The sequence below is a fragment of the Streptomyces sp. NBC_00237 genome, from assembly GCF_026342435.1.
Classification (GTDB): Bacteria; Actinomycetota; Actinomycetes; order Streptomycetales; family Streptomycetaceae; genus Streptomyces.
On record NZ_JAPEMT010000001.1, the window covers coordinates 441,960 to 464,313 of the forward strand.

General features: G+C 70.9%; 1 protein-coding gene. It reads left to right on the forward strand.

Annotated features, from left to right (window positions below; genetic code table 11):
• A complete protein-coding gene (locus tag OG897_RS01775; protein ID WP_266652169.1) occupies positions 1-22,329 on the forward strand; it encodes a GEVED domain-containing protein in 22,329 nt (7,442 codons plus the stop codon).
• The last annotated feature ends 25 nt before the right edge of the window (positions 22,330-22,354 follow it).

Sequence of the window (22,354 nt, forward strand, 5' to 3'; positions counted from 1 at the left end):
ATGAGATCCGTGCCCCAGCGCCTGGCGGCGCTCGCTCGCGCCGCCGTCTGCCCCGAGAACGTCCGCGTTCCGCTCGTCCTGTTGCTCGTCAACGGGATGAGCTTCGGCATGCTCTCCGGCACCGTCGCCTCCGCCGAGGCGATGCGGCCGGGCTCGGTCGCCACCGCCGCGTGCGAGGGCGTCGAGGGCGGGCCGAGGATCCGGTTCACGCGCAGCTCGACGCCGGAGGCTCCCGTGCCGGGCGACACGGTGACGTACACCGTGGCCGCCGTCAACGAGGGGGAGGCCAAGGCGGAGGGCGCCGCCTTCGCGGACAACCTGGCGAAGGTGCTGGACGACGCCACGCTGGTCGGTGAGCCCACGGCGACCACCGGCACGCCGACGTACGTACGGCCGCGCGTGTACTGGAGCGGCGACCTCAAGCCCGGCGAGATGGCCGTCGTCACGTACCGGGCGAAGGTGGACGTGAAGGCGGAGGGGGACGGCAGTCTCACCAACGTCTTCGAGCAGACAACGGCCGGTGACTGCAAGGCCGTTGAGCGCACCCTGAAGGCGAAGGACCGCGCGGCGGAGAGTTCGCCGTCCGCGACTCCGGCCGCACCCGGCGCGGATGCCGAGAAGGGTGCCGAGGAGGGTGCCGGGAAGGGTGCCGAGAGCGGTGCCGGGAAGGGTGCCGTCCGCCCCAAGGAGTCGCGCGAGCCGAGCCGTACCGCCGCTCCCGACGCCTCTCCCTCCGCCACGGTCCGTGCCGCCAAGGCCGGGACCACCGTGCGCGGGCCGTTCGGCGGTGCGCGTGCGCCCTCGTACGCGTACCGGGTGAAGGTCGTCACCGAGGTCGGTGGGGGCGACGTCCAGGACGATCTGCGCAAGACGGTCGCGTCCGGGGCGGTACCCGGGCGGGTCACGAAGGTGGTCCCCGCGCCGGGGAACACGTGTGGGCTCAACCCGGCGTGGTTGAGCGGGAGTTCGCGGACTGTGGGCGCGGGCGGGTGCGTCCTCGCCTACACCGCCACCGTCTCCTTCGACTCCGCGAAGCTGCCCGCCGACGGCAAGCCCTTCGCCAAGCAGCACGTCATCGGCGGCCGGCGGGCCGCCGACCTGGTCTTCCCGGCGGGGCCCAGGCGGCCGGCCGCCGCACCCAACGCGGCCACCCGTGCGCTGCGGGCGGCCGCCGACGACCTCTGCACGCCCTCCGTGTACGTCTCCAACGGGCGCGGCCCCACCGACCTGCGGCGCTTCTTCCCCGGCACCGGCAAGGTGTCCGACGCCATCCCCAACACGTCGTACGCGGGCGGCTACGACGGCGTCGGCTACAGCTCGCTGACCGGCAAGGTCTACGGAATGCAGCGGGGCAACGCCAACACCCTCGTGGAGATCGACCCCTCGGGCACCGTGCCGCCGAAGACGTACACCCTCTCCAAGCCGCTGGAGGGCACAGGACCCAACTACGACGTCGGCGCGATCACCCCGGCGGGCGACAAGCTCATCACGTACACCAGCTACACCCGGCCGCTCTACACGATCAACCTCGACCCGGCCCAGGGACCCGTCGGCCAGGTCGACTCCGAGTGGAACCCGCCGAACGACGACACCGACCTGCCCTACGACTTCGCCTTCCACCCCAGGGACGGCATCCTCTACGGCGTCGGCAAGAGCGGTTACCTGATGAAGTACGACCTGGAGAGGAAGGTCTTCAGCTACGCCGCCAGGAAGATCTCCCCCGACGGCGTCGTCTACCTCGGTCAGTTCTTCGACGCGGTCGGCAACCTCTACGCGGTCAACGACCAGACCCCGCAGAAGATCTGGACCCTGGACCTCACCGGTTCCACCAAGGCCGCCCCCGTCGACATCAACTCCGTGCCCGCCGTCACCGTCCCCTTCGGCACCATCCCGGCCGGGATCCGGGTGGACGACGCGGGCGGCTGCCTGCGCGCCGAGGACTTCGGCGACGCCCCCGACTCGTACACCACCTCCACCGGCACGGACGGGCCCGCCCACACGTGGGACCCCGGCATGCGGCTCGGCGCGAAGCTGTCCGTGGAGCCCGACGTGCGGCTGACCACGGACGCCAGCGGCACGGCCGATGCGCTCGACGGCAGCTCCGACACCTTCGACGACGCGTTCGGCGCGGACGGGTCGATGCCCGTCGGCAGGATCGGCACGCCGTACGAGGCGACGCTGAGTCTGGGCGCGAACAAGGCCGGCACCCTGGCGGGCTGGATCGACGTCAACGGCAACGGCACCTTCGAGCCGGGCGAGCGGCAGACGGCCGCCGTCGCCTCGGGAGCCACCTCCGCCAGGCTGACCTGGAACCTCCCGGCGGACGCCAAGAAGGGACGGACGTTCGCCCGCTTCCGGCTGTACGAGGGCACGGTCGACGACCCGCAGCCCAAGGGCACGTACGCCGGGGCCGGTGAGGTCGAGGACCACCCGCTCTTCCTGGGCGCTGCCGACGAGGGCTGCAACAACACCGTCTACCTCTCCGGCTCGGAGACCAACGGCGGCCCGACCAAGCTGTTCACCGTCAACCCGACGACCGGGGCGACCACCCCCATCGACCTCACCTACCAGGGCGCGCCCAGCACCCAGTTCTTCAACGGCCTCGGCTACGGGTCGAAGAGCGGGCTGCTGGTCGCGGTGCAGCGGACGCCCCCGTACCGGGTGCTGACCGTCAACCCCGGCGACGGGGCGGTCAAGGACACCTCCGTGACCCTGCCCGCACCGCCGGGCGAGGGCTACGTCCAGGGCGCGTTCGCGGCGGACGGCACGACGTACTACGCCTCCGCGCGCGGCACCGCGGCCCGCATCCAGGTGGTGGACTTCAGCAACCCCAGCGCGCCGGTCCTCAAGCCCCAGCTCGCCACCGGATCGGGGCTCTACGACTTCGCCCTGCACCCCGGCGACAACGCCTTCTACGGCTCGGACGGCAGTGCCCTCTGGCGGGCCGCGAGCCCCGGCATCACCGCCGCGAACCTCGGTGCCACCGGGGTCACCCAGAGCCAGCCCGGTGCCGCCTTCGACTCCATCGGCAACCTCTACATGGTCGGCACCGAGGGCCGCTTCACCCAGACCGACCTGACGAAGAAGTCCGGGGCGAACTACGCCAAGGGCGACACCGTGGTCCTGTCCACCACCAAGGCGCTGTCCGAGAACGACCTCGCGGGCTGCATCCTGGCCACCGACTTCGGCGACGCCCCCGACGCGTACAAGACCACCCACGCCTCCGGCGGCCCCGAGCACGCCTACACCGAGAAGCTGACCCTGGGCGCGGGCGTGAGCGCCGAACTGGACGCCCGCCCGAGCGCGGGCGGCGCCTACGACGGCACGGGCGACACCCTGGACGACGGCGTCGTCCTGCCCGTGCTGCACTCCACGGACACCGAGTACCAGGTCACCGCCACGACGAAGAACGACACCGGCGCGGACGTCACCCTCGCCGCCTGGGCCGACTTCAACGGCAACGGCGCCTTCGAGGACGGCGAGCGCAGGACCGCCACCGTCGCGAACGGCGCGACCTCGGCGAGCCTCAAGTGGACCGGTCTGTCCGGACTCCCGGCGGGCCGGTACACGTACCTGCGGATGCGGCTGTACGAGGGGACCGTCGCCGACCCGAAGCCCGTGGGGGCCGTGCGGGGCGGCGGCGAGGTCGAGGACCACCCGCTGTACGTCCTCGGCGCGGCCGACAAGTGCGACGACGTCAAGTACTACTCGGGCAACTCGGGCACCAGCACCCAGCTCTACAGCGTCAACCGCGCCGACGGTGTGCGCACCGCGATCGGCACCGCCAAGACCCCGCAGTACGACGCCCTCGGGTACGACCGGGCCGACGGCAAGCTGTACGCCACCGCCCAGTCCAAGGCCAACACCATGGTCCGGATCGACCCGGCCAACGGGAACGTCACCGAACTCCCGGTGACCGGCGGTCTGCCCTCGGTCGGCAACAGCGCCCAGGGCGCGATCAGCCTGGACGGCTCCCGCTACTACGCCCGGGTCAACAACGCCACCACGCTGCTGGTCGTCGACCTCTCCGACCCGGACAAACCGCGCAGGCTCCCCGACATCACCACCGGCAGCTCCGCCTTCTACGACTTCGACGTCCACCCCGGCGACGGGCAGCTGTACGGCGTCGGCAACAACGACGGCAAGATCTACCGGATCAACACCACGACCGGCGCGATGGCCGAGGCCGGTCAGATCAGCGCCGACAACCGCTCCTCGTACTTCAACGGCGTCGCCTTCGACGGCGGCGGCAACCTCTACGCCACCGGCTCCGCCTACCTCATCAAGGTCGACCTCTCCGTCATGGAGAACGGCCTGGCCAAGTACTCCGGCGACGTCCGGCTCGGCAGCGTCGGCGGCCTCGGCGGTGGCGACGGCGCGGGCTGCCTCCAGGTCATCGACTACGGCGACGCCCCCGACTCGTACAGGACGAAGAAGGCGTCCGGCGGCCCCAGCCACGCCATGCGGCGCGGCTTCGAGCTCGGCAAGGACAGCGACGACGAACCGGACGCGCCCGCCGCGCCCGCCCCGCTCAACGGGTTCGGCGACGACGCGACCGAGCGGGACGACGAGGACGCCGTCACGCGGATGCCCGACCTGACGTCGACGGACACCTCCTACGAGGTCCGGCTACCGATCGACAACACCACCAACAGGGCGGGAACGGTGGCCGGTTGGGTCGACTTCAACACCAACGGCACCTTCGACGACGGCGAGCGGCAGACCGCGAACGTCGCCGACACGACGACCGGCGTGACGCTCCGGTGGACCGGTCTGTCCGGGCTCAAGAAGGGCGCGACGACGTACGCCCGCTTCCGGCTGTACTCCGGCGCGGTCGCCGACCCACAGCCTTCGGGTGCGTACACCCGGGGCGGCGAGGTCGAGGACCACCCGCTGGTGATCCGGATCCCGGCCGACGAGAACTGCACCAGCTCCGTCTACACCTCGGTGGGCAACGGACCGACCGACCTCTACCGGTTCGACCCGCTGTCCGGACGGGCCACGAAGCTCGACAACACCACGCGGGCCCAGGGCTACGACGGCATCGGCGTCTCCAGCCTCAACGGGCACGTCTACGGCACCGCGATCGGCGCGGACAGGTTCACCAAACTGGTCGAGATCGACCCGGCGGGCGGCGTCACCCACCACGATCTCGACCCCGCGCTCCAGAGCATCGGGACCCCGGCCTACGACATCGGCGCGGTCTCCCCCGACGGCACCAAGCTGTACGTGCACTACAACTCCTCGTACCCCACCTTCATCATCAACATCGACCCGTCGGCAGGTCCGGTCGGCAAGCGGGTCGGGCAGTTCAACGTCAGCACCGGCAACGGGCTGTACGACTGGGCCTTCCACCCGATCGACGGCAAGCTCTACAGCATCGCCACCGACGGGCGGCTGGTCCGGGTCGACCCGGACACCGCGACCTCGGCCCGGCAGAGCAGTGCGATGCTTCCCGGCGCCCAGTACCGGGGCGTGTTCTTCGACAGCTACGGGAACCTGTACGGCGTCGACAACAGCACCCCCGGCAAGGTCTTCCAGGTCGACCTGACCGCGTCGAAGCCGGGCGCGCTGATCGACGTGAACACCGTCACCCACGACAAGCAGCCGATGTCCACGGTGCCGGTCCAGCAGCAGATCACCGACGCGGGCGGCTGCCTCAAGGTCGCCGACTACGGCGACGCCCCCGACACGTACGACACGAGTGCGGCCAAGGGCGGCCCCACCCACACCAGCGACCCGAAGCTGGCCATCGGCGACAAGGAGTCCGTCGAGTCGGACGCCAGGCCGCCGGTCGGCACGACCGTGCTCGACGGCTTCGGCGACACCTTCGACGACGGGGTGACGCTTCCCGAGCTGAAGTCCGACGCCACCTCCTACGAGGTCCCGGTCAAGGTCAACAACAGCACCGGGGCCGCCGCGACCCTGGCGGGCTGGGTGGACTTCAACGCCAACGGCACCTTCGACACCGGTGAGCGGGCGCTCGCCACCGTGGCGAACGGGGCGACGTCGGTGACGCTCAAGTGGACCGGCCTGTCCGGGCTCCGGGCGGGAGCGGCGACGTTCGCCAGGTTCCGGCTGTACTCCGGCGCGGTCGCCGACCCGCAGCCCGCGGGCGCGTTCGCCGGGGCGGGCGAGGTCGAGGACTGGGCGACGGTGATCCGTACCGACCAGGACATCTGCCGCTCCACGGCCTACCTGGCGTCCGGAGCCAACCCCACCAAGCTGCTCCGCTTCAACCCGGTGACCGGGGACAAGACCGAGGTGCCGCTGAAGAGCGCGGCGGGAGTCGACTACCCGAACGGTTATCCGGGCGGCTTCGACGCGGCGGCGCTCAGCTCGCTGGACGGCATGATCTACGCGCTGCCCGCCACGGCCCCGGCCAACGGCACCACCCTGCTGCGGATCGACCCGGCCACCGGGGTCGTGCGGGAGATCCCGCTGTCCTCACCGCTGCCGAGGACGCCGTACACGGCGGGCGCGGTCACGCCGGACGGTGAGACGCTGATCGTCTTCCCCTCGGTGGGCGGCAGCATCCCGTTCCAGAAGATCAACCTGAACCCGGCGGCGGGCCCGGTCGGCAAGGTGCTGACGCCGGTCACCCTCCAGACCAACGTCAGCGGCATCCGGGACTGGGCCTTCCACCCGAAGGACGGACGGCTGATGTCCGTCACGGACAACGGCAACTCCTTCACGGTCGACCCGGACACGGGTGCCTTCAACTACGGTGCGGGCTTCGCCAGTTCGCAGTACGTCGCCACGTTCTTCGACAGTGAGGGCACCTTCTACACGATCGACTCGAAGTCGCCGCAGACCATCTGGTCGGTGGACCTCACCGACTCCACCAAGGCGAATCCGGTCACTCCGTGGTCCAGGACCCCGCAGAAGATGGGCACCCTGCCCGCCGGGCTCAACGTCGTCGACGGCATGGGCTGCCTCCAGGCCCTCGACTTCGGTGACGCCCCCGACTCGTACAAGACCACCGACGGGGCGGGCGGCCCGGCGCACCGGAAGGCATCGGGTCTGACCATCGGTGCGGCCGAGTCCCTGGAGGCCGACGCCCGCACCCCGCACGACGGCACCGGCGACACCTTCGAGGACGGCGTCACCCTGCCCGACGTGGACGTGACGGCGAAGGACTACACCGTCCCGGTCGTCGTCAAGAACAACACCGGCAAGAAGGTCACCCTGGCGGGCTGGGTCGACTGGAACGTCAACGGCACCTTCGAGGCGGGGGAGCAGGCCGTCCAGAACCTCGAACCCGGCGACACCACCGCCCAGTTGAAGTGGACCGGCGTCCAGAACACCCGGGCCATGAAGAGGCTCGTCGAGATGGCGAAGGCCGCGAGGGCGGGCAAGCGGGCCGCGCGGCCCACCGCCGGTGCGTCCTTCGCCCGGTTCCGGCTGTACGGCGCGGAGGTCGCCGACCCGAAGCCGGTCGGCAAGTACGCCGGGAGCGGTGAGGTCGAGGACCACCCCCTCACCATCAACCCCCCGCTGCTCCAGCTCTCCAAGACCGTCGACAACACCGCCCCCAAGCCGGGCGACACCGTCACCTACACGGTGAGCGTCAAGAACAACGCCCGCACCGCCAAGAACGGCGTCGTCGTCGAGGACCTCCTCGCGGGCGTCCTGGACGACGCCACGTACGTGAGTGCCAACGTCGTCTCCGGCGGCGGTACGGTCGTCCGCGACGGCGACAAGGTGAAGTGGACCGGCGATCTCGCGGCCGGTGCCGAGGCCAGGTTCGCGGTCAAGGTGAAGGTCACCAGTTCCGGTGACCACAAGCTCGTCAACAGGCTCCTCTCCGAGACCGACGGCTCCAACTGCCAGACCGGCAGCGGCGATGCGGCGTGCGAGGTGCAGACCCCGCTGCCCAGCCTCAAACTGAAGAAGGTCAAGGTCTCCGGCGCCCTGGTGCCGGGCGGCCGGATCACGTACAAGGTCACCGCGAAGAACGAGGGGACGGCTCCCTTCCCGGGCGCGTCCGTCACCGACAACCTCGCGGACGTGGTGGACGACGCCCGCCTCAACGGCGACCAGGCCGTCACCAAGGGCCCGCGCGGGACGCTGACCGCCGGTGCCGACTTCATCAAGTGGACGGGTGACCTGGGCGCGGGCGAGGACATGGAGTTCACGTACTCCGTCACCGTCAACACCCGCCCCGGCGGCAACAAGAGGCTCAACAACAAGCTGCTGGCCCCCGCCTCCAACTGTGACTCCGGGTCCACCGACCCCGACTGCTCGACCGGCGGCGACGACGCGACCGGCGGCCTGCCGACCTTCGACATCGCCAAGGCGGTCGACACCGCCAAGCCGACGGCGGGCCAGACCGTCACCTACACGGTGACCATGAAGAACAGCGGTTCTCAGCCCTACCCGAACGCGACCTTCACCGACGACCTGACGGACGTCGTCGACGACGCACCCGGCGGGCCGAAGGACGTCGCCATCACGGGCGGGCTGACCGCCCCCGCCTACGACTCCGCCACGAAGAAGCTGAGCTGGACCGGGAACCTGCCGGTCGGCGAGACCGTCGTGACGTACCGGGTCACGCTCCCCTCCCCGCTGCCGGCCACCGGGAACAAGCGGCTCAAGAACTCCCTCACCTCCAGCACGCCCGGCAGCGAGTGCCCGCTGGGCACCGAGTCCGGCTGCTGGACCGACTCGGGCGGCATCGCCGAGCTCCAGGTCCGCAAGAGGGGCGTGGGCGAACCCGTGCCGGGCACCCCGTACACGTACGTCGTCACGCTGACGAACGCCGGTACGGCCGACTACCCGGACGTCGAGCTGAGCGACGACCTCGCCGACCTGGCGAAGGACGCCGACGACCTCACCGTCCTCGCCCCGGCCGAAGCGAAGATCGTCGGCGGGAAGCTGAGCTGGAAGGGCACCGTGCCCACGGCGGGTACGGTCGAGATCCGGTACACGGCGACCGTGCCGACCACCCCGAAGGCCACGGCGGACGGGGTGCTGGAGAACACCGTCGTCGTCCCCAACGCCGGGTCCAACTGCACTGCGGGACAGCCGGACGCCGACTGCCGCACGCGGCACGCGTACGGGGCCGTGAAGGTCACCAAGACCGTGAACAAGGCGGTCGCCAAGCCGGGCGACACCGTCACGTACACGGTGACGCTGGAGAACACGGGCGGCGGTGCCGCTCCCGCCGTCCTGACGGACGACCTCACGGCCGTGCTCGACGCGGCGGTCTGGGCGAACCGGGTCGAGCCCGCCGAAGCGGTCTTCGACGCCGGTGGGAAGAAGCTGAGTTGGCGGGGCACGGTCCCGGCGGGGACCCTCGCCGCACCCGGCAAGGTCGTCGTCTCGTACGACGTGAAGGTGCCGTTGGCCAAGCCCGCCGGGTCCGACGAGATCCTGACCAACCAGGTGGGCGTGGCCGCTCCGGGGTCGAACTGCCCCACGGCCCGCCCCTGCACGGTGACCACGAAGGTCGCCCGCATCGACCTGAGGAAGCAGGCCGACGACGACTCCCCGAAGCCGGGCGACACGCTGACGTACACCGTCACGGTCGGCAACAGCGGCTCCGCTCCCTTCGCCGGGGCCCAGATCCGGGACTCCCTCGCCGGGATGGCCGGTGTGCTGTCCGGTGCGCCGAGTGACCTGAAGGCCGTCTTCGCGGACGGCACGGACGCCCCGGCGCCCGTGTACGACGCGGGCTCGACCACCCTGAAGTGGGACGGGGAGGTTCCGGCGGGGGCCTCGGCCCTGGTCATCACGTACAAGGTGAAGCTGAAGGACCCGCTGCCCGCAGGGGCCAAGGTGAAGAACACCGTGGTCGAGGACTCGGCGGGCTCCAACTGCCGCACCGGGTCCACGGATGCGGACTGCACCGTCGACCTCGGCACGGCCGCCCTGGAGATCGAGAAGAAGGTCTCCCCGGCGAAGCCGCTGCCGGGCGACACCGTGACGTACACGGTGACGCTGAAGAACAGCGGTGCGGTGACGTACCGGGGCGCGAAGATGACCGACGACCTGGCGGGGGTCGCCGACGACGGCACCTTCCAGCCGGGGTCGGTGACCGGCGGGGCGACCGCCGGTACGAACAAGGTGAGTTGGGCGGGTGACGTCCCGGCGGGGGCCTCGCACGTCATCACGTACAAGGTGGTGCTCGACAGGATCACCACCGCCGGGGCGGACACCAGGCTCGTCAACAAGGTCACCTCGGACTCGCCCGGTGCGAACTGCACCGACGCGGCGCCCTGCGTGACGACCACCGAGGTGCCCCGCCTGAAGATCGTGAAGAAGGCGGACAAGGCGTCCGGCAAGCCGGGTGACGTCGTCACCTACACCATCGAGGTCGAGAACACCGGCACCGCCGACTGGCCCGACGCCGAACTCGTGGACGACGTCTCGAAGGTGGTCGACGACGCCACCGTCGGCACCGTGCCGAGCCCCGGCGTCTACGACCGGGCCGGAAAGAAGATCACCTGGAAGGGCACGGTCGCGGCCGGCGACAAGGTCTCCTACCGGTACTCGGTGACCCTGAACCAGCCGCTGACCGGCACCGACGGGCTCGACAACCGGGTCACCACGGCCCACGCGGGCTCCAACTGCCCCGTCGCGTCCCCGGGCGCGGGCTGCACGGCGCACGTCGACGTGCAGGTCCTGGAGATCGACAAGACCACCGACCTGACCGGCACCGCCACGGCGGGCACGAAGATCACCTACACGGTCGTCGTACGGAACCCGGGCACCGCCGCCTACACCGGCGCGCTCCTGTCCGACGAGCTGAAGGACGCGCTGGACGACGCGACGTACAACAACGACCACAAGGCGGTCGACGAGGGCGGCGCCGACACCGGCACCCTCACCTACTCCGGCACGGCGGGCGCGGAGCGCCTCGACTGGGCCGGGGACGTCGCACCCGGCAAGACCGTCACGCTCACCTACTCGGTGACGGTCAAGGCGTCCGGCGGCGACGGCGACCTGCGCAACCTGGTCGTCGCCCGCACGGAGGGAACCAACTGCGGTGCCGGGTCGGGTGATGCGGGCTGCTTCGTCGACACCAACACGCCCAAGCTGAAGATCCGGAAGTCGGCCGACAAGACCGTCGCCCGACCGGGCGAGAAGGTCAGATACACGATCGAGGTCACCAACCAGGGCCGGGTCGCCTACCCGGGCGCCGAGATCAAGGACGCCCTCGGCGAGGTCCTGGACGACGCCGCGTTCGCCGCCGCCTCCCTGAAGACGACCGGCATCACCCCGCCCGCCGCCTACGACCCCGCGACGAAGACCGTCGGGTGGAAGGGCGACGTGCCGGGCGGCGCGACCTTCTCGATCACCTACGAGGTGACCGTCAACGAGGCCGCCACCGGGGACAACCGTCTCGACAACGTGGTCGTCTCCTCCGCCGACACCAACTGCACCGCCACCTCCACCGACCCGGACTGCGGCACCGGCCGCCCGGTGAACGTCCCGCGCGTCACCCTGGCCAAGAAGGTCACCCCGGCCGACCCGGCACCGGGCACCACGGCGACGTACACCCTCACGGCGTCGAACACCGGCCTCGCCGACCACATCGGCGCCCGCCTCCACGACGACCTGAAGGACATCCTCAAGGACGCCGACCTGGTGGCCGGTTCCGTCAAGGTCGACGGCACCGCCGCACCCCTGCTGAACGCGGCGGGCGACGCGATCGACTGGACCGGGAACGTCCCGGCGGGCGGCCGGGCCGAGATCACGTACGAGGTGAGGATCCCCGCCAACCGCAAGCGCGGCGCGGACGGCACCCCGACCGGTGACCTGACCCTGAAGAACGCCGTCACCTCCCCGGACACGGGCACCAACTGCCCGGCGGGCGGCGGCACTTTGGCCGACGCGTGCACGGTCGAGTACACCCTCGACCAGCCGCAGCTCACGATGAAGAAGACCGCGACGCCGAAGGACCCCCAGGTCGGCGAGCGCGTCACGTACACGATCACCATGGTGAACACCGGGACCGTCCCGGGCGCCGACCTGGAGATCACCGACGTCCTGCCCGAAGGCGTGGACGTGGAGGAGGCCACCCCCGACGCGGGCACGTCCGTCTCCGACACCGCCGTGCGCCCGGTGAGGTGGCAGGTCGCCGCCATCGGCGAGGGCGACACCAAGAAGCTGGTGATCATCGGCCGGGTCACCCAGGCCGCGGCGGGCAAGGCGCTGAAGAACACCGCCACCGTCACGGCCGGTCCCGACCCGGTCGTCGACCCGGTCAGCGAGTGCTTGGACGCCCAGGGCAAGCCGGTCCCGGGCAAGATCTGCGACGACGGCGACGGTACGCCTCCGGGCGAGCCCAAGCTCACCCTGACCAAGACCCAGTCGCCCGAGCAGCCGCAGATCGGCTCGACCGTGACGTACGCGGTCCAGGTCGTCAACTCCGGTGCGGACGAGGCCAAGCGGGTCGCGCTCGACGACATGCTCCCGGCCGGGCTCACCCTGGTCTCCGCGACCGCCTCGCTCGGCACCGTCGACCGTTCCGCCGCCCCGGTCCTGCACTGGAACGTCGGTACGGTCCCGGCCTCCGGCGGAAAGGCCACGCTGACCGTCGTCGCCAAGGTGAACCAGAACGCCTCCGGCACGGCCAAGCTGATCAACCAGACCTGGGAGACGACCGGGCCGCGCCCGGCGATCCCCGACGCCAACAAGTGCACCACCGATGCCACCCGCGCCTGCTCCGGCGAGAACGCCCGGCCGCCCGCCGCCCCGGAGCTGACGATGGAGAAGCGGGCCGTCCCCACCGATCCGCAGCTCGGCGAGGAGGTCACGTACACGGTCACCCTGCGCAACACGGGTGACGTCGAGGCCAAGGACCTGGAGTACGCGGACGCCGTCCCGGCCGGGGTGCGGATCCTGTCCGTCACCGCGGACGCCCTCGGCACCGCGACCGACGCCCGCCCGTCCGTGTGGAAGGTCCCGTCCCTGAAGAAGGACGAGACCGCCACCCTGGTCATCAGGGGCAAGGTCACCGACGCCGCCGCGCCGGTCAAGAACCGGGTCAAGGTCATCGAGGGCCCCAACCCGACCGTCCCGCCGGTCTCCCAGTGCGAGGACGCCTCCAGGGCCGTCGTACCCGACGAGGTCTGCGACGACTCGACCGACAGCAACCCGGCCGCCCCGAAGCTGACCGTCGAGAAGTCCCAGTCGCCGGAGCAGCCGCAGATCGGCTCGACCCTCACCTACCGGGTCAAGGTCAAGAACGCGGCCGACGGCGACCCGGCCCAGCGCGTGGAGCTGACCGACCAGCTCCCGGCGGGCGTCGAGATCGTACGGACCGAGGCCCCGGCCGGTACGACCGTCACCCCGGACGCCTCGGGCAAACTGGTGTGGAAGGTCGGCGCGGTCGACCCGGGCACCGAGCGGGTCCTGACGGTGGTGGTCAAGGTCAGGCAGGACGCCTCGACCACGGCCACGCTCGTCAACAAGGCGTGGACCAGCGCCGGTCCCGACGGCAGCGTCCCGACCGCCAACCAGTGCGGCGGCGAGCCCACGAAGGCGTGCTCGGGCGAGGGCGCGCAGCCCCCGGTCAAGCCGTCGATCACCATGACCAAGTCCGTGGACCCGAAGGACCCGCAGATCGGCGAGACGGTCACGTACACGGTGACGATGAAGAACACCTCCGCCGTGGCCGCCAAGGACCTGGAAGTACGGGACGACCTGCCGGAGGGACTGACCCTCGTCGGCGCGCCGACCGCGTCGAACGGCACGGCGACCGCCGCCGACCCGATCGTCTGGAAGGTGCCCGCCCTCGCGGGCGGCGCCGGGGCCACGCTCACGTACCGGGCACGCGTGGGCGACGGCGCGAAGGGCAAGAAGCTGCGCAACGTCGCGGACCTCACCGAGGGCCCGACGCCGACCGTCCCGGACGAGAACCAGTGCGCGGACGCCGCCGGACAGCCGATCTCGGGCAAGGTCTGCGACGACGGCGCCGGCGGGGAGCCCAAGGACCCGAAGCTGATCCTGTCCAAGCTCCAGCGCCCCGGCACCCCCCAGGTGGGCAGCACGCTCACCTACGTCCTGGAGCTGAGGAACGAGGGCGACGACGACGCCAGGCGCTCCGAGATCCTGGACCGGCTGCCGGTCGGCGTGGACCTGGTCTCCGCCGTGCCGTCGGTGTCGACGGACGCGGTGGACGTGAGCGGTGCACCGCTCATCAGGTGGAAGCCGGACACGGTTTCCGCGAAGGGCTCCAAGCAGCTCACCGTCACGGTGAAGGTCCGTCAGGACGTGTCCCTGGACGACGAGTTGACGAACCGCGCGTACTCCACCGCGGGTCCTGCCGCCACCCCGCTCGCGGGCAACGCGTGCTCCGACAACGCGATGCACGCCTGTGCGGGCAACAAGGTCCCGGCCAGTCCCTCGCTGAGGGCGAAGAAGACGGTCACGCCGAAGGACCCGCAGGTCGGGGAAGAGGTCGTGTACGTCATCACGGTGGAGAACACCGGGGACTCCCCGGCCGCCGACCTGAAGATCGACGACGTCCTCCCGGCGGGCGTACGGCTCGACAAGGCGGACGCCACCGAGGGCAGCGTCACCGGCACCGGGCCCGTCGTCTGGGACATCCCGGCGCTCGACGCCCGTACGACCGCCACCCTCACCCTGACCGGCACCGTCACGGACGCCGCGAAGGGCAGGAAGCTCAAGAACATCGCCAAGGTCACCGAGGGACCGAACCCGACCGTCGACCCGGAGAGCATCTGCAAGGACGCGAACGGTCAGCCGATCCCGGGCCAGATCTGCGACGACGGCGACGGTACGGAGCCGAAGGACCCGGAGCTGACGCTGACCAAGACGCAGTCCCCCGCCCAGCCGCAGGTCGGCAACACCCTCGTCTACACCGTGAGGATCGCGAACGCGGCGGGCGCGGACGCCGCCCGGCGCGTCGAGGTCACCGACCTGCTCCCGGCGGGCGTCGAGGTCGTCGACGTCGACCCCTCGGTCGGCACCGTCGACCGGGCTTCGGCCCCCAAGCTGACCTGGGCCGTCGGCACGCTGGCCGCCGGTGCGGACGCCACCGCGAAGATCACGGTGAAGGTGAAGCAGGACGCGTCCACCACGGACAAGCTGATCAACAAGGCGTGGACGACGGACGGCGCGAAGGCGGCCGTCCCGGCGGACAACCAGTGCGACGGCGAGGCCGACAAGGCGTGTTCGGGCGAGAGCTCCCAGCCGCCCGCCAAGCCGCAGTGGACCCTGTCGAAGACGGCCTCCCCGACCGACCCGCAGGTCGGCGAGGTGGTCACGTACACCCTGAAGGCCGCGAACACGGGCACCGTCGACGCGAAGGACCTGGAGGTCAGGGACGACGTCCCGACCGGTCTGACGCTGCTGACGGTCGACGCCCCGGCCGGTACGACCGCGCCGAAGGCCGACCCGGTGGTCTGGCGGATCCCGACGCTGGCCGCCGGTGAGACCAAGGAACTGAAGCTGTTCGCGGAGGTCACCGACGGCGCCAAGGGCCGCAAGCTGCGCAACAGCGCCGAGGTGACGGAGGGCCCCGACCCGCTCGTCCCGGACGAGAACACGTGCAAGGACGACCCGACGCCGGGCAAGGTCTGTGACACGGACGGCGACGGTACGGACGTGGGCGAGCCCAGGCTCACCCTGACCAAGACCCAGACCCCGGCCCAGCCGCAGGTCGGCAACACGCTCACCTACACGGTGCGGATCGCCAACGCGGCGGGCGCGGACCCGGCCAAGCGGGTGCGGATCACCGATCTGCTGCCGGACGACGTGGATCTCGTACGGACGGCCGCCTCGGCCGGTGCCGTGGACGAGACCGGTAAACCGGCCCTGGACTGGAACGTCGGGGAATTGGCGGCCGGTACGGACGCCACCCTGACCATCACCGTCAAGGTGAAGCAGACCGCCTCCACCACCGAAAAGCTCATCAACAAGGCGTGGACGACGACCGGCGCCCGGCCGGAGGTCCCGACCGCCAACCAGTGCCCGGGCGAGGCCACCAAGGCGTGCTCCGGCGACAAGGCCGACCCGCCCGCCAAGCCGGAGTGGACCGTCACCAAGACGGCGTCCCCGACGGACCCGCAGGTGGGCGAGACCGTCGTCTACACGCTGACCGCGAAGAACACCGGCACGGTCGTCGCCAAGGACCTGGAGATCCAGGACGAGCTCCCCCGGGGGCTGACCCTGGTCGGCACGCCGGACGCCTCCGAGGGCTCCGCCACGGCCGCCGACCCGGTGGTGTGGAGGATCCCGGTCCTGAACGCGAACACCACCGCCACCCTGAAGATCACCGCCAAGGTGACGGCGGCGGCTCTCGGCACGAAGCTGAGGAACGCGGCCGAGGTGACGGAGGGCCCCGACCCGACGGTCCCCGACGGCAACAGGTGCAAGGACGACCCGGACCCCGCGAAGATCTGTGACACGGACGGCGACGGCACCGACGTCACGGAGCCGAAGCTCACCCTGACCAAGACGCAGGTCCCGGCCCAGCCGCAGGTCGGCAACACGCTCACCTACGCGGTGAAGATCGTGAACGCGGCCGGTGCCGCGCAGGCCAAGCGCGTGCAGATCACCGATCTGCTGCCGACCGGAGTGGACCTGGTGTCCGCCGTCTCCTCGGACACGGGCGACCCGGTGGACACCGCCGCCAAGCCCCGGCTCGTATGGAACATCGGGGACGTGGCGGCCGGGGACGAGCGCACGCTCACGGTCACGGTCAAGGTCCGCCAGGACGCCTCCGCCAAGGTGGTCAACCGGGCCTGGACCTCGACCGGCCCCCAGCCGGAGATCCCCGAGCCCAACCGCTGCGACGACAACGCCGAACAGGCGTGTGCCGGTGAGGACGCGGAGCTCCCGGGCCGCCCGGACTGGACCCTGTCCAAGACGGCGGACCCGGCGCAACCGCAGATCGGCGAGGTCGTCACGTACACCCTGAAGGCGGTCAACAACGGCACCGTCGAGGGCAGGGACCTGGAGATCGAGGACAAGCTGCCCGAGGGTCTGGCCCTGCTGGACGTCCGGGCCTCCGACGGTACGAGCGCGGAGCGGACCGACCCGGTCGTCTGGAAGATCCCGACGCTGGCCGCCAACGCCACGGAGACGCTGACCATCACCGCGAAGGTCACCCAGGGCGCGCGCGGCAAGAAGCTGAAGAACCAGGCCGACGTGACGGAGGGCCCGAACCCGGTCATCCCGCCGGACAACCAGTGCAAGGACGACCCCACCAAGGTCTGTGACACCGACGGCGACGGCACCGAGCCGAAGGAGCCCCGGCTCACCCTGACCAAGACGCAGCTCCCGGCGCAGTCCCAGGTCGGCTCGACCCTCACCTACACGGTGAAGCTGGCGAACGCGGCCGGCGCGGACGGGGCGAAGCGCGCGGAGGTGACGGACCTGCTCCCGGCGGGAGTCGACCTGGTCAAGGCCGAGTCGTCCGCCGGTACCGTCGACGCCTCGGGCAAGCCCACCCTGACGTGGACGATCGGCGACCTGGCCGCCGGTGCGGACGCGACGATGACCGTCACGGTGAAGGTCAGGCAGGACGCGTCCACCGCCGACAAGCTGGTCAACCAGACGTGGACCAGCGCGGGCGCCGAGGGTTCGGTCCCCGCCGCCAACCAGTGCGCGGGTGAGCCCGCCAAGGCGTGCTCCGGCGACAGGACCGACCCGCCCGCGAAGCCGACCTGGACCGTCTCGAAGACCGCCGACCCGGCGGATCCGCAGGTCGGCGAGACGGTGACGTACACCCTCAAGGCCGTGAACACGGGGGCCGTCCCCGGCAGGGACCTGGAGATCAGGGACGACGTTCCGGCCGGGCTCACCCTGCTCGACGTGCGGCCGTCGACGGGGACGACCGCCGCCAAGGCGGACCCGGTGGTGTGGAGGATCCCGACGCTCGCCGCCGGAACCACCGAGGAACTGAAGATCGTCGCGAAGGTGACCGAGGCCGCCAAGGGCCGGAAGCTGCGCAACATGGCCGAGGTGACCGAGGGGCCCGACCCGAAGGTCCCCGACGAGAACACGTGCAAGGACGACCCGGACCCCGCCAAGGTCTGTGACACCGACGGCGACGGTACGGACGTGAAGGAGCCCAGGCTCACCCTCACCAAGACGCAGCTCCCGTCCGACCCGCAGATCGGCACCACGCTCACGTACACGGTGAAGATCGCGAACGCGGCCGGAGCGGACACCGCCAAGCGGTCCGAGGTGACCGACCTCCTCCCGGCGGGAGTCGACCTGGTCAAGGCCGAGTCGTCCGCCGGTACGGTCGACGCCTCGGGCAAGCCCACCCTGACGTGGACCGTCGGCGACCTGGCCGCCGGTGCGGACGCGACGATGACCGTCACGGTCAAGGTCAGGCAGGACGCCGACACCACCAAGAAGATCGTCAACAAGACGTGGACGACGGCCGGTTCCGAGGCCGAGGTGCCCACGGACAACCAGTGCGCGGGCGAGCCCACCAAGGCGTGCTCCGGCGAGAACGCCAAGGAGCCGGGCAAGCCGCAGTGGACCCTGTCCAAGACGGCGGACCCGAAGGACCCGCAGGTCGGCGAGAAGGTCACGTACACGCTGAAGGCGGTCAACACCGGTGCCACCGAGGCCAAGGACCTGGAGATCAAGGACGACGTACCGAACGGCCTGACCCTGCTCGACGTGCGGCCGTCCGCCGGTACGCGTGCGGAGAAGACCGACCCGATCGTCTGGAAGATCCCGGCGCTCGCGGGCGGCGAGACGAAGGAGCTGAAGTTCACCGCGCTGGTCACTGCGGGCGCGAAGGGTACGAAGCTGAAGAACTCCGCCGAGGTGACCGAGGGCCCCGACCCGAAGGTCCCCGACGAGAACACGTGCAAGGACGACCCGACGCCCGGGAAGGTCTGTGACACGGACGGCGACGGCACGGACGTGGGCGAGCCCCGGCTCACCCTCACCAAGAAGCAGAGCCTGACCGCCCCGCAGGTCGGCGTCCCCTTCACCTACACCGTGAAGATCGCCAACGCGGCGGGCGCGGACAAGGCCGAACGCATCACGATCACGGACGCGCTTCCGGAGGGCGTGGAGGTCGTCAAGGCCGCTCCGACCGCCGGAACGGTCGCCTCCGAGACGGCCCGTCCGCTGGTCTGGACGGTCGGCACGCTGGCCGCCGGCGCGGACGCCGAACTGGTCCTGACGGTCAAGGCCACCTCCGCCGCCAACAAGTCCGAGAAGCTCGTCAACAAGGCGTGGACGTCCACGGGTGCGGAAGCCACCGTCCCCACCGACAACCAGTGCCCGGACGACGCCACGAAGGCGTGCGCGAGCGGCACCCAGCCGCCCGTGGACCCGAAGCTGGTGATCAGCAAGAAGGTGGCCCCGACCCCGCTCCTCCCGGGCGCCACCGCCACCTACACGATCACGGTCAAGAACGACGCCGACGCCCCCTACCCGGACGCCGAGTTCAGCGACAGCCTCGCCGGTGTCCTGGACGACGCGGACTGGGTCGGCGTGACGGAGGAGGCGGGCGGCAAGGCGGTCTTCACGGCCCCCGACCTGAAGTGGACGGGCGACTTCGCCCCCCACGAGTCGAAGCGGATCACCTACCAGGTGAAGATCCCGACGCAGCCCAAGCCGGGCGGCGACCAGGAGCTGAGGAACAAGGTCGTCTCCGAACTCCCGGGCTCCAACTGCCCGTTCGGCTCCACCGACCCCGAGTGCGGAATCGACACCGACGGTTCGGGCGTCCCGTACGTCACCCTCGCCAAGTCCGCGGACAAGGCGACGGCTCTCCCGGGCGAGACGGTGACGTACACGCTGACCCTCACCAACGCGGGCGCGGGAACGTACCGGGGCTACTCCCTGACCGACGACCTGACGAAGGTCCTGGACGACGCCTCCTACGAGGGTGACGTGCAGGCCACGACGGGCACGGCCACCGTGTCGGGCACGCAGCTGACCTGGACCGGCGACGTGCCGGGCAAGGGCACCGCGACCCTCACCTACTCGGTGCGGATCCCGGACCCGGCGCGGGCCGGGGCGAGTGCCGACCGCAAGCTGGTCAACGCGGTCAGCTCCACCGAGGCGGGCTCCAACTGCCGTACGGCACAAGCGGGTTGCACCACCACCGTGACCTACCCCAACCTCCACTTCCGGAAGGAGATGGCCCCGGCGAAGCCGCTGCCCGGCACGAAGGTCACGTACACGGTGACGGTGGTCAACGACGGCGAGGGCACGTACCCGGCCGCGGCGTTCGAGGACGACCTGACCAAGGTCCTCGGCGACGCCGACTACAACGCCGACGCGACGGCCTCGGCGGGCTCCGCGACGTACGACGCCGCCGCGAAGAAGCTGACCTGGAAGGGCGACGTCCCGGCGGGCACCCCCGTCACCGTCACCTACTCGGTCACCGTCCACGAGCGTCCGAAGCCGGGCGCGACCGGCCGCCTCCTCAACGGCATCGTCTCGTCGAACCCCGGCTCCAACTGCAAGGCGGGCGCGGCGAACGCGGAGTGCGGCAACACCTTCGGCGGCCTGAGTCCGGACGAGGAGGGCGGCTTCCCGCAGCTCGACGTGAAGAAGAGCGCGGACCACGTGCACGCGGTGCCGGGCTCGGAGGTGACGTACACGATCCTCATCACCAACGACGGCGGTGCGGCCTACGAGAACGTGACCGTGACGGACGACCTGAGCGCCGTCCTGACCGACGCCGACTACAACGACGACGCGGCGTCCGACAAGGGCGGGAAGCTGACCTACACGGCCCCGGTCCTTACCTGGACCGGCGACGTCCCGGCCCGGGGCAAGGTCAAGGTCACCTACTCGGTCAAGGTCCCGACGAGGACCAAGCCGACCGCGACGGCCCTCCTCAAGAACACGGCTCTCTCCGCCGACGCGGGCTCCAACTGCAAGCCGACCACCCCCGGCGCGGAGTGCGGCGTCGAGGTCCCGATCGCCAACCCGGCCCTGACGAAGACCGTCGACAAGCGGAACCCGCTCCCCGGCGACAAGGTCACCTACACGGTCAAGGTCTTCAACACGGGCAGGGCGGACTTCCCGAACGCCGACTTCACCGACGACCTCACGGACGTCCTGGACGACGCGCGGTGGAACGACGACCTCACCGTCACCCCCGGCAACCCGGCCCCGGTCTTCGACCCGGCCACCGGCAAGCTGACCTGGACGGGCCCGGTCCGCCACGGCGGCGACGCCACCGCCGTCGTCATCACCTACTCGGTCACCGTCGGCGCCCCGCCGCAGGGCAACGCCAAGCTCACCAACTCCCTCACCTCCACCGACCCCGGCTCGAACTGCGTCGAGGGCGAGCAGACGGAGGAGTGCGGCACGGGCCACGGCGAGGACGGCGGAATCCCGAAGCTGTACGTGAACCTGGTCGACGACCACGTGGTCGCCAAGCCGGGCGAACGCGTCCAGTACACGGCCCGCGTGAAGAACACGGGCACGGCCCCCTACCCCGCCGCGAAGGCGTACGTCGACCTCGCCGAGGTCATGGACTCCGCGACGGTCGCGGACGACGTCCGTACGGACAAGGGCACGGCGGCCCGCATCCCCCGCGCCCAGCTCCCCGCGGAGCTGCGCGACCGCGCGATCCCGTCCCCCCGGGACGTGGTGTCCTGGACGGGCGACCTCCCGGTCGGCGAGACGGCCACCATCACCTGGTCCGCCGTGATCGACACTCCGCCGGGCGGCAACCGCCACCTGAACGCGCACATCATCGGCCACGCCTCCAACTGCTCCCGGCGGCAGGGTGTCGAGACCGAGTGCGCGGACGAGGTCCTCATCCCCTTCGTCACGTACGCGAAGAAGGTGACAGGACCGGCGACCCCGAAGCCGGGCGACCGCCTCACCTACACCGTCTCGATGAAGAACACGGGCACGGGCGTGTACGAGGGCGCGGCCTTCGCGGACGACCTCCGCGAAATCCTGGACGACGTCCGCTTCACGCCGTCTGCCGTCACGTCCTCGCTGGGCAAGGTGACGTACTCCGCCCCGGTCCTCTCCTGGAAGGGCGACATCCCGGCGGGTGCGGCAGCCACGGTCAGCTACCCCGTGACGGTCGTGGGCGCCCGCACGGGCGACGGCCGCCTGACGAACACGCTCGACTCCACAGCCACCCTCGGCTCGAACTGCCCCAGGTCCACCCGCGACGCGTCCTGCTCCACCTCCACCAAGATCACCCAACTCCCCATCAAGCCGATCAAGCCCGTCAAGCCCGTCCATCCGAAGCCGGGCCCGCTGCCCCACGACCCTCACCCCCTCCCCGACACGGGCACGGACGGCTGGCGCACGGCTGCGGCGGCGGGCGCGGGAGCACTCCTCCTCGCGGTCGGAGGGGCCCTGATCGTGATCACCCGCAGGCGGCGCAACTCCAGCTCGTAGCCGCGGAACGGTGACCGGGGCCAGT